The sequence below is a fragment of the Clostridium sp. ZBS15 genome (assembly GCF_023845705.1).
GTDB lineage: Bacteria > Bacillota > Clostridia > Clostridiales > Clostridiaceae > Clostridium > Clostridium aquiflavi.
Genome location: NZ_JAMQHY010000070.1, coordinates 1 through 11,785, shown reverse-complemented (window position 1 = coordinate 11,785; position 11,785 = coordinate 1). Strand labels below are relative to the sequence as shown.

The window sequence follows — 11,785 nt, the reverse complement described above, 5'->3', positions numbered from 1 at the left end:
ATAGTTATAACAACTATCTCCTTTTTAGTATATAAAAATATATTAAAGTGATGTTTAAATAAGAGATAAAGTTTTTTTATAACTTTAAGATAGTCTTATATATTTAATATATCGTTGTATTGTTATATTTGTATCAAGTGTAAGAAATTTTATAAGATTTTTTTATTGTTAAAGTAAAAATTTTGAGACGACTTATTAAAGTACAGTATTAGTTATTTTTAACTAATACTGTACTTTCTTTAATTTAAATCTTTATAATTTCAACTAATAAAGATTAAGAAATAGTTATGTTTAAAGATGTATTGAAATTAAGATAAAAAAGTGAGAGGCATTGAATTAGAAGTATTTTGAATTTGAGATTATAGGTATCAATCATTTGTTTTTAAAGAAAACGTTTAGAATAACTTTGTTCTTCTAAATTAGTAAACTATATTATATTAATAATTTACAAAATACTATAAATAAACATAAAAAATGAAATTTAATTTTTAAAATAAACAAGAAAAATTGAAATATAAGTAGTTTTATGAGATTTAAGCAATGATGAAAATTAATGAATTGTATTCAAAAATTTGGTAAAATAACAATTGATAACTTTGATAAATTACTAAATATAGTAAAAAATATAATAAATGGATAGAAGGTAAATGGAGGGGATAACTTGAGTAATGCTGATACTAAGAAGATAGATTATGAATTAGATACTGAACCCAAAGAAATTATATTAGAAGAAACAGATGAAATACTAAAAGATCCAGAAAAAGATATAACTAAAGCTGCTAAAAAAATAAGTTCGTCTAAAAAATCAAATCGAACTACTAATAAAAAAGCCTCAAGTATAAAAGCAGAAACAAATTCAAGCAATAATAACAGTGAAAATAAAGAAGTAAAAAGTAGTACTAAAAAGTCAAATTCTTATGAACTAAATGAAACGAATATTAAAAAATTTCATGAAGGGAAAAACTATGAATCTTATAAGATTCTAGGCGCTCATATAAAAACAGAAAAAAGAAAAAAAGGAGTAAGGTTTACTACTTGGGCTCCCAATGCAAAAGAGGCTTATTTAGTTGGAGATTTTAATGATTTTAAAATAGATGAAAATTATAAACTTGAAAAATTAGATGAAAATGGATTGTGGAGCGTATTTTTACCACATATAAATGATGGTAGTAAATATAAATACTGCTTTATAGATGAATTAGGAAATCAATCAGATTTTAAATCCGATCCATATGCAATACAAAGTGAACTTAGACCTAATACTGCATCAATAGTATGTGAATTAGATACGTTTAAATGGAATGATAAGAAATGGATTAATAGAAGAAACAAATTAAATATATATGAAATGCCAATGAATATATACGAAATGCATCTAGGCTCATGGAAAAGAAATGAAGATGGAGAATTTTTAACATATGAGCAGTTAAGTGAAGAGCTGCCAAAGTATCTAAAAGATATGGGTTATACTTACGTTGAATTGATGCCACTTGGAGAACATCCATTAGATGCTTCTTGGGGATATCAAGGAACGGGATATTATTCTCCAACAAGTAGATATGGTGATTTAAATGGTTTAAAAATGCTTATAGAAAAATTACATGATGAAGAAATAGGTGTAATAATTGATTGGGTTCCAGGTCATTTTTGTAAGGATTCTCATGGATTATATAAATTTGATGGAACTACAACATATGAGTATAGCGAAGAATGGAGATCAGAAAATTGTGGTTGGGGAACTTGTAATTTTGATTTAGGAAAACCAGAAGTTCGTAGTTACTTAATATCAAATGCTCTGTATTGGATAAGAGAATTTCACATAGATGGAATTAGAGTTGATGCTGTATCAAGTATTCTTTACTTAGATTATGGTAAAGAAGAAGGTGAATGGGAGCCTAATCAATTTGGAGGAAATGCAAATTTAGAAGGTATAGAGTTTTTAAAACAATTAAACAAGGCTGTTAAAGCGGAAGATTCTAATATATTAATGATTGCAGAAGAATCAACATCATGGCCTAATGTTAGTAAATCTAATAATGGAGAATCATTAGGATTTAATTTTAAATGGAATATGGGATGGATGAACGATACTTTAGAATATATAAAAGTAGATCCTATATATAGAAAATTCAACCATGATAAAGTAACTTTTTCAATGATGTACAATTATTCAGAGAATTTTATATTACCAATATCACATGATGAAGTAGTACATGGTAAAAAATCATTGGTTGATAAAATGTGGGGAGATTATTGGAATAAGTTTTCTGGCTTAAGATTGTTTGCATCTTATATGATGGGACACCCAGGTAAAAAGTTATTATTTATGGGATGTGAATTTGGACAATTTATAGAGTGGAGAGAATATGAAGAATTAGAGTGGTTTTTAATAGATAAATATGATATGCATAGACAAACACAAGTTTTCTTTAAAGATTTAAATCATTTTTATATAGATAATAAAGCACTTTGGGAATTAGATCATGATGAAAAAGGTTTTACCTGGATTGATGCAGATAACAATTCTCAAAGTATACTTGAGTTTATAAGAAGAAGTAAAGATGACAATGATACTTTAATTTTTATTAGTAATTTTACTCCAATTGTATATTATGACTATAAAATTGGAGTTCCATTTTTAGGTGAATATGAAGAAGTATTTAATACAGATGATAGTAAGTATGGTGGTTCAGGACAAGTTATGGGTGAAACATTAATATCAGAAAAATTGGAATATCATAATCAACCATATTCATTACAAATTAAAGTACCTCCTATGGCAACATTAGTGCTAAAAATAAAATCTATATATAAAGATGTTGAAGAAAAAACTTTTATGAAGAAAGTGACTGAAATAGCAGAGATAGATAGAGATCAGTTATTAGATAAAATTGAGGATATAAAATAATTAGATATTTATGAAGATTGTGTTAGTTTGTTATTAAAAATAGATGAGTATTTTTCAAAGGATAGTGTAAAGTACGCTATGAAAAAAATAATAGAAATAATTAAATAATCAATATAAGTTAAGAATTTAGGGGGAAGAAGTATGAGAGTTTTATTTGTAGCATCAGAAGCACATCCGTTTATAAAAAGTGGGGGGTTAGGTGATGTAGCTGGAGCGTTACCTAAGGAATTAGCAAGAAAAGGTGTAGATGTTAGAGTTGTTATACCTAAATATAGAGAAATAAACAATGAACTAAAAAATAAACTCAGATTTAATAAGTGGTTTAACGTAGATGTTGGATGGCGCAATCAATATTGTGGAATATTAGAGTATGAATATGATGGCGTAATTTATTATTTTGTGGATAATGAATACTATTTTTCTAGAGGTGGAATGTATGGTCATTATGATGATGCTGAAAGATTTGCATTTTTTGATAGAGCAGTACTAGACATGATAAAACAATTGGATTGGAAACCAAATGTAATTCATTGTAATGATTGGCAAACTGGGATGATACCAGTTTTATTGAAATTGGAATATATGAGAAAAGATATGTTTTATTGGGATATAAAATCAGTATTTTCAATTCACAATATAGCTTTTCAAGGAGTGTTTGATCCAGTTATATTACCAGAACTGTTTGGATATGATTATGAACAGTATACAAATACTAATTTGAAATTTGATGATGGTGTAGGATTTATGAAGGGTGCTATAAATTACTCAGATATGATAACAACTGTTAGCTACAGCTACGCAGAAGAAATAAAAACTCCAGAGTTTGGAGAAAGACTAGATTGGCTATTAAGAGAAAAATCTTATATGTTAAGAGGAATATTAAATGGAATAGATTATGATGAATTTAATCCTAAAAATGATAGTTTAATAAATAAAAATTATGATGTAAATAATATAAATGATAAATATGAAAATAAAAGAAATTTACAATCAGAACTAGGGTTAAGTGTTAATGAAAATATACCTATGATTTCAATGGTAACAAGATTAACAAGTCAAAAAGGTTTAGATTTATTAGTGAATATTTCAGAGAGATTATTACAAAATGATATTCAATTAGTTATTGTTGGAACTGGAGATAAACATTATGAAGATCATTTTAAATGGTTAGATTATAAATATGGAAATAAGGTCTCAGCAAATATTAGATTTGACAATAATTTGGCTCATAAAGTATATGCTGCATCAGATATGTTTTTAATGCCATCATTATTTGAACCTTGTGGCTTGGGACAACTCATAGCTCTTAGATACGGAAGTATACCAATAGTAAGAGAAACTGGCGGCTTGAAAGATACAATTAGAGCTTACAATGAGTATACAGGTGAAGGAAATGGATTTAGTTTTTATAATTACAACGCAGATGAATTACTCCATATAATAGAGTACGCTTTAAAGATTTATTATGATAAAAACAAGTGGTCAAACCTTGTGAAAAATGCTATGAATTCTAATAATAGTTGGAGCAAGTCAGCAGATGAATATTTAAATATGTACAAAGAATTAAGCTATAGATAATCTAATAATTTTTCTAAAGGAGGGGTAATGATGATAGAAATGGATAAAAAAGCATTCAAAAAAGCATATGTAAACAAATTCTTAGAAATGCACGGAATAGAACTAAAGGAAGGAACGAACCAACAAAAATACGAAGCTTTAGGAAGTTTGGTAAGAGATTATGTAACTAGGACATGGCTTAAAACAAACAAAAAATATAATAAAACAGGTGAAAAACAAGTTTATTATTTTTCAATGGAATTTTTACTTGGAAGATTGTTGGGTAATTCTTTATTAAATATTGGAATAAGAGATATTTGTAAAGAAGCTTTAGAAGAACTTAATATAAATTTGAAAGACTTAGAAAATCTAGAGGAAGATCAAGGACTTGGTAATGGAGGATTAGGAAGACTTGCTGCATGTTTCTTAGATTCAATGGCATCATTAAACATGCCTGGTCATGGATGTGGAATTAGATATAAATACGGTTTCTTTGAACAAAAAATTATTGATGGAAAGCAAGTTGAAGTATCTGATAATTGGTTAAAAGAAGGCAATGTATGGGAAAAAAGAAAAACTAATAAATCTGAAATTGTTAAATTTGGTGGAGAAATTAAAGTAGAAGAACGTAATGGAAGGTTAAATTTCGTACATGTAAATTATGAACCAATCTTGGCAATACCTTATGATACACCAGTTGTTGGATATAAAAACGATATAGTTAATACCTTAAGACTTTGGAGCGCAGAAGCATTATCAAATGAATTTGATTTTTCTTCATTCAATAGAGGTGATTTTTTACAGGCTATTCAATATAAGAATTCAGTTGAAGCTATATCACAGGTTCTTTATCCAGAAGATTCATTTTATGAAGGAAAGATTCTTAGATTAAAACAACAATATTTCTTTGTTTCCGCTGGTATACAAAGTATAATAAGACATTTTAAAAAGCATGGGGGAGAGATACCGGAATTTGCAGAAAAAATAGCTATTCATATAAATGATACTCACCCAACACTTGCTATACCAGAACTTATGAGAATATTGTTAGATGAAGAAGAATTAACTTGGGATGATGCATGGAGAATAACTGAAAATACAATATCTTATACGAATCATACTATTTTATCAGAGGCTTTAGAGAAATGGCCTGTAGATATGTTTAAAAAATTGCTTCCTAGAATATTTATGATAGTTGAAGAAATAAACAGAAGATATTGTGAAGAGCTAAAAGTTAAATTTTCTGGACAAGAAAATAAAATATCAAAGATGGCTATAATCGGAGAAGGACAAATAAGAATGGCTCATCTTGCTATAGTAGGCAGTCACAGTATTAATGGGGTAGCAAAACTTCATACTGAAATATTAAAGAAAAAGGAAATGAAAGATTTTTACTATTTGTATCCTAATAAATTTAATAATAAAACAAATGGTATAACTCATAGAAGATGGTTATTAAAATGTAATCCTAATTTAACAAAGTTACTTTCAGACACCATAGGTGATGGGTTCATAAAACATCCACTAGATTTAGAAAACTTTCAAAAACATTTAGATGATAAGAGTGTTTTAGATGAGCTAGGAAAGATAAAGCTCGAAAATAAGAAAAAACTTGCAAAGACAATATTAGACAATGAAGGCATTATAGTTGATCCTAATTCTATATTTGACGTTCAAGTAAAGAGAATACATGCATATAAAAGACAAACTTTAAATTGTTTAAGAATAATGGACTTATATAATAAATTACTTGATAATCCTAATTTAGATATTTACCCAAGAACATTTATATTTGGTGGAAAGGCTGCACCAGGGTATTATTTAGCAAAAAATATTATTGAGTTTATAAATAATATTGCAAATAAAGTTAATAATGATCCAAGAGTTAATAAGAAAATGAAAGTAGTATTTATGGAAAATTATGATGTATCTTTAGCTGAAGAGATTGTTCCAGGAGCAGATGTAAGTGAACAAATTTCAACAACAACTAAAGAAGCTTCAGGAACTTCAAATATGAAATTTATGATGAATGGAGCTATTACAGTAGCGACACTTGATGGGGCCAATATAGAAATTAAAGATGAAGTTGGAGAAGACAATATCGTTATTTTTGGATTAGAGGCAGATGAAGTCTTAAGTTACTATAAAAATGGAGGGTATAGTTCATTAGAAATGTATAATAATGACTCAAGAATTAAGAATGTTATTAATGATTTAACTAATGGAAAATATCATAATGACAAGCAAAGATTCAAAACTTTATATCAAAATTTAATAAATTATAATGATGAATTCTTTGTATTAAAAGATTTTGATTCTTATTTAAAAGCACAGGATAAAATAGATACGCTTTATAGAGATAAAAATATGTGGAATAAGATATGTGGAATAAACATATCACACTCAGGAATATTTTCATCTGATAGAACTATTGAACAATATGCAACTGGAATATGGGGATCTGAAGTTATTTATAAGAACTTAGGCATATAAAAATAAATAACAAGTTAAAGATATGACGGATATTTTATGAAATACAATGACTTGGGTTCTGCGAATAGTTGTGATATTAGCAGATTCCAATGAAGAAATAGCTCATGAAATAAACTAACATAATGACTAGCTATTTATTTAATGCCTTATAGGAAGGACTAATTTATGGATGAAATAAAAGTGATATACAATTCTAGAGATAAGAATTTCAAGAAGCCTTTCGGGGCAGTTGAAATTGGTCAAATTATAAAATTATCGATTATAGTTAATAAAGATTTATTAGTAGCTCTTGAATTAACTGATTTCAATAATGAGAATAGCTTATTAGAAATGCAAAAAGAATATTTAAATGATGGAAATTATAAATACTCAGTAGAAATAGATACATCTAATAAATCAGGACTACTAAGATATTATTTTATTTTAATAGATGGTTATAAGAGAATTTATTATGGAAATAATGATGAAAAATTAGGCGGAGAAGGACAAGTATATAATAATGATCCTTTGCCATATGAAGTAACTGTATATGAAAAAATTGAAGTACCAAAATGGTATAAAGATGGTGTTATATATCAGATATTTGTTGATAGATTTTGTAATGGAAATGAAGATAACAGCATAAATAAACCAAAGAAAAATTCTTTTTTATATGCTACATGGGATGATGATCCAATGTATATAAAAGATAATATGGGAAGAATTTTGAGATGGGATTTTTATGGTGGAAATTTAAAGGGAATAATAAAAAAGTTAGATTATATAAAATCTTTAGGTGCTAATATCATATATCTAAGTCCAATATTTAAATCTTCTAGTTGTCACAAATACGATGTTGGTGATTATGAAATTATAGATGAAATGTTTGGAACTAACGAAGAATTTTCAAAATTATGTAATATAGCACAAAGTAAAGGAATAAGAATTATATTAGACGGAGTATTCAGCAATACTGGATCTGATAGTAGATATTTTAATAAGTATGGAAATTATGATGAAGTTGGTGCATATCAATCTCCTAATTCAAAGTATTACAATTGGTATAAATTCATAACTTATCCTTATCAATATGAATCTTGGTGGGGAATAGATAATAGACCTAATGTAAATGAACTTGAAGAGAGTTATCTAGATTATATGGTAAATAAAAAGGGATCTATAATTGAAAAATGGATGAATTTAGGTGCAAGTGGGTGGAGATTAAACGTTGCTGATGAATTATCAGATAAATTTATAGAGATTTTTAAAAAAAGAATGAAAGAAATTAATAATGATAGTGTGCTTATAGGAGAAGTTTGGGAGGATGCTTCTAATAAAATAAGTTATTCAAAACGAAGAAAATATTTGTTTGGCAAAGAATTAGATTCAGTCACTAATTATCCGTTAAGAGAATATTTAATAAATTTTGTTAAAGGGTATATAACTTCTGAGAAACTAAAAAAAAGAATAATGTCTTTATATGAGAATTATCCAAGAGAAATTTTTAATTCTAATATGAATGTTATAGGTACACATGATACTGAAAGAATTTTAACAATATTAGATGGAAATTTATATTTACTTAAATTAATAATAGTTTTTCAAATGACATTACCAGGGGTACCGGTAATTTATTATGGAGATGAAGCGGGGTTAAGGGGTGGAAAAGATCCTGAAAACAGAAAGGCTTATCCATGGAATAATGAAAATCAAGAGATATTAAAATTTTACTCTAAGATAATAAATATAAGAAAAAAAGAAGAAGTTTTAAGAAAAGGTAATTTAAATATATTTGATATGGATGTGAACATATGTGTATTAAAAAGAACATATGAAGGAAAAAACATAATAGTAGTATTAAATAATTCAGGATTGCATAAAAACTTAAATAAATTTGAATTTGAAGGTGTATATAGCGAATTATTTAGTAATAAAACTATAGATTTTGATAAGGCTGATATCAACTTATCACCATATAATTTTTTAATATTATCTAAATAAATATGTAAATAAATATGTAAATAAATATGTAAATAAAAATGGATATTTTGTTTAAAGAAGATTTATAAGAGTTATGTCGTGAATATATGATAATTTAAGGGGAAAAAGAGAGGAGATATTTATGGGAAATACGGAAATTGTGGCTATGATATTAGCAGGGGGCCAAGGTTCAAGATTAGGAGTATTGACCAAGAAGTTAGCTAAACCAGCAGTGCCATTTGGAGGAAAGTATAGAATAATTGATTTTCCTTTGAGTAATTGTGCAAATTCAGGGATTTATACAGTGGGAGTTTTGACACAATATAAGCCTTTAGAATTAAATGCACACATAGGAATAGGGCTACCTTGGGATTTAGATAGAAAAGATGGTGGCGTAAGCATATTACCACCATACCAAGAAGAAAAGGGTGGAAATTGGTATAAAGGAACAGCAAATGCAATTTATCAAAATATAGAATTTGTTGACAGATATGATCCAGAGTATGTACTTATACTATCAGGTGATCATATATATAAAATGAATTATACAAAGATGTTAGAATTCCATAAGGAAAAGAATGCAGATGCCACTATTGGAGTAATTGAAGTTCCAGTAAATGAAGCTAGTCGTTTTGGAATAATGAACACTAGAGATGATATGTCCATATATGAATTTGAGGAAAAACCTAAAATACCTAAAAGTAATTTAGCATCTATGGGTATATATATATTTAATTGGAAAACATTAAAGAAATATTTAAGAAATGATGAAGCTAATAAAGGTTCAAGTAATGACTTTGGTAAAGATATAATACCATCAATGCTAAATGATGGTGGCAAAATGGTTGCTTATCCATTTGAAGGATATTGGAAAGACGTTGGAACTATTGAAAGCCTTTGGCAAGCAAATATGGACTTGTTAAAGCCTGACAATAAACTTAATTTACATGATCAGGATTGGAGAATATATTCAACAAATCCAGTAAGACCAGCACAATATATTGGCGAAAATGCTAAGGTTACTAATTCACTTATAGTTGAAGGATGCACTGTTAATGGAACGGTACAAAATTCAGTTTTATTCCAAGGTGTACAAGTTGGTAAAAATACAATAATAAAAGACTCTGTTATTATGACAAACGCTAAAATTGGAGATAATGTAATAATTGAAAAAGCTATAATTGGAAATGATGCTGTGATAAGAAAAGACTGTGTAATAGGCACAGGTGATGAAATTGAAATTGTTGCTGCCAAAGAAGAGGTAAAAATGGGTAGTATCATGAAAAATAGCAAGGCGGTATAAGGAAAGTTGAGGGAAAAAGAGATGAATGATTGTGTTGGAATAATAAATTTAGACGAAAACGAAACAAAAATGGGAGAACTAGTAATAAATAGACCACTTGCATCAGTGCCTATAGCAGGAAGATATAGAATTATAGATTTCGTATTATCAAATATGACAAATTCAGGTATAGAGAGTATTGGAATTTTTACAAAAAATAAGTCTAGATCACTAATTGATCATTTAACTAATGGTAGACCATGGGATTTGCATAGAAATCAAAATGGATTAAGAGTATTTAATTTTTGTGAAGTAGATCCAGTATATGAAGATGTTCATAATTTTTCAGAAAATATAGAATTTTTTAAGCGTAGTCATAAGGAATATTTGTTATTAACACCATCTTATATGCTTTGTAATATAGATTATCAAGAAGTAATTGACTATCACAAAAAGAGTGGACATGATATAACAATGGTATACAAAAAAATAAATGATGGTAAAAAATCATTTGTGGGATGTGATGTAGTAAATTTTGATGATTTAGATGAAGTTGTAAGTATTGGTGAAAATGTAGGTAGAGACAATAACATTAATATAAGTATGGAAGTTTATGTATTAAAAACTAGTTTGTTTATAGATATAGTTCAAGATTGCTTAGTTAGTGGAATGTATAAAAAAGTTAAAAGCTTTATACATGATAATTTAGACAGTTTAAGAGTAGGGGCATATAAATTTGATGGCGAATTAAATTGTATAAATTCTATAAAAACATTATACGATAGCAATATGAAATTATTAAATAGAAAGATAAGTAAAGAAATATTCAGAGAAGATAGAGGAATATATACGAAAGCAAAAGATGAGGCGCCAACACATTATACAGACACTAGTAATGTTAAGAATTCTATAATAGCTAATGGATGTTATATAGAAGGCGAGGTAGAAAATTGTGTTATAGGAAGAAGAGTTTTTGTAGGTAAGGATGCAAAGTTGAAAAATTGTGTAGTAATGCAAGATAGTATTATAGAAGATAACACTTTATTAGATAGTGTAATTACAGATAAGGGAATAAAGGTTAAAGAGGGAGAAAAACTTATAGGATCTAGTTTATACCCTCTAGTAGTTATGAAAAAAGAATATCTTTAAAAAATGCTCTGTTTAAACATAGTGTTAATATATAAATAATTATGCCTATAAGCTTTGTAGTATAAAAACTGTTTAGCATATAGGCATTTTTTATTAAAATAATAAAAAACTTTTAAAATACTGTTGACAATTGTTTTTTGAGATGGTATTATAAAACTCGTCGCTGAGAGATGCGACCAACAAGTAAAAAATAAGTTGGAAATAAAATTTCAAACTCATTAAAAAAACTTGTTGACATGAAAAAACTTAGGTGATATACTAAGGAAGTCGCTTAAGGGTGACACAATAAAACAAAAGTTGACAAGAAAGTCAACGATGAAAATTTGGTCTTTGAAAATTGAACAGAAATCAAGACACATTAAAATAAACCAGCAATTCTTTATTTGAGTAAGTCAAGATTAAACTTTTTATTGAGAGTTTGATCCTGGCTCCGGACG

The 11,785-nt window shown here is 27.4% G+C and carries 6 protein-coding genes; all 6 read left to right on the top strand.

Annotation, left to right across the window (positions count from 1 at the left end):
• Positions 1 to 661 precede the first annotated feature (661 nt).
• The 6 genes from glgB (at position 662) to glgD (ending at position 11,348) form a co-directional block, all read left to right on the top strand.
• The gene (gene glgB / locus NG904_RS16095) at positions 662 to 2,908 is read left to right on the top strand and encodes a 1,4-alpha-glucan branching protein GlgB (protein ID WP_252232713.1); all 2,247 of its coding nucleotides are present in this window, start codon (positions 662 to 664) and stop codon (positions 2,906 to 2,908) included.
• A 141-nt stretch (positions 2,909 to 3,049) separates the two neighbouring features.
• Positions 3,050 to 4,486: a glycogen synthase GlgA gene (gene glgA / locus NG904_RS16090; RefSeq protein ID WP_252232711.1), complete on the top strand. Its 1,437-nt coding sequence runs from the start codon at positions 3,050 to 3,052 to the stop codon at positions 4,484 to 4,486.
• Between the two features lie 30 nt (positions 4,487 to 4,516).
• Positions 4,517 to 6,958, top strand: a complete 2,442-nt coding sequence (locus tag NG904_RS16085) for a glycogen/starch/alpha-glucan phosphorylase (RefSeq protein WP_252232709.1) — start codon at positions 4,517 to 4,519, stop codon at positions 6,956 to 6,958.
• Positions 6,959 to 7,123: 165 nt separating this feature from the next.
• Positions 7,124 to 8,938 (top strand): glycoside hydrolase family 13 protein, encoded by a 1,815-nt coding sequence (locus NG904_RS16080; protein ID WP_252232706.1) that lies wholly within the window; start codon positions 7,124 to 7,126, stop codon positions 8,936 to 8,938.
• A 121-nt stretch (positions 8,939 to 9,059) separates the two neighbouring features.
• Complete coding sequence (locus tag NG904_RS16075) at positions 9,060 to 10,220, top strand: glucose-1-phosphate adenylyltransferase (protein ID WP_252232704.1); 1,161 nt, start codon at positions 9,060 to 9,062, stop codon at positions 10,218 to 10,220.
• A 21-nt stretch (positions 10,221 to 10,241) separates the two neighbouring features.
• Positions 10,242 to 11,348, top strand: a complete 1,107-nt coding sequence (glgD, locus tag NG904_RS16070) for a glucose-1-phosphate adenylyltransferase subunit GlgD (RefSeq protein ID WP_252232715.1) — start codon at positions 10,242 to 10,244, stop codon at positions 11,346 to 11,348.
• Positions 11,349 to 11,785: the final 437 nt, after the last annotated feature.

Coding starts and splice junctions, on each gene's coding strand:
- glgA (WP_252232711.1), top strand. CDS start 3,050: ATGAGAGTTTTATTTGTAGCATCAGAAGCACATCCGTTTATAAAAAGT.
- NG904_RS16085 (WP_252232709.1), top strand. CDS start 4,517: ATGATAGAAATGGATAAAAAAGCATTCAAAAAAGCATATGTAAACAAA.
- NG904_RS16080 (WP_252232706.1), top strand. CDS start 7,124: ATGGATGAAATAAAAGTGATATACAATTCTAGAGATAAGAATTTCAAG.
- NG904_RS16075 (WP_252232704.1), top strand. CDS start 9,060: ATGGGAAATACGGAAATTGTGGCTATGATATTAGCAGGGGGCCAAGGT.
- glgD (WP_252232715.1), top strand. CDS start 10,242: ATGAATGATTGTGTTGGAATAATAAATTTAGACGAAAACGAAACAAAA.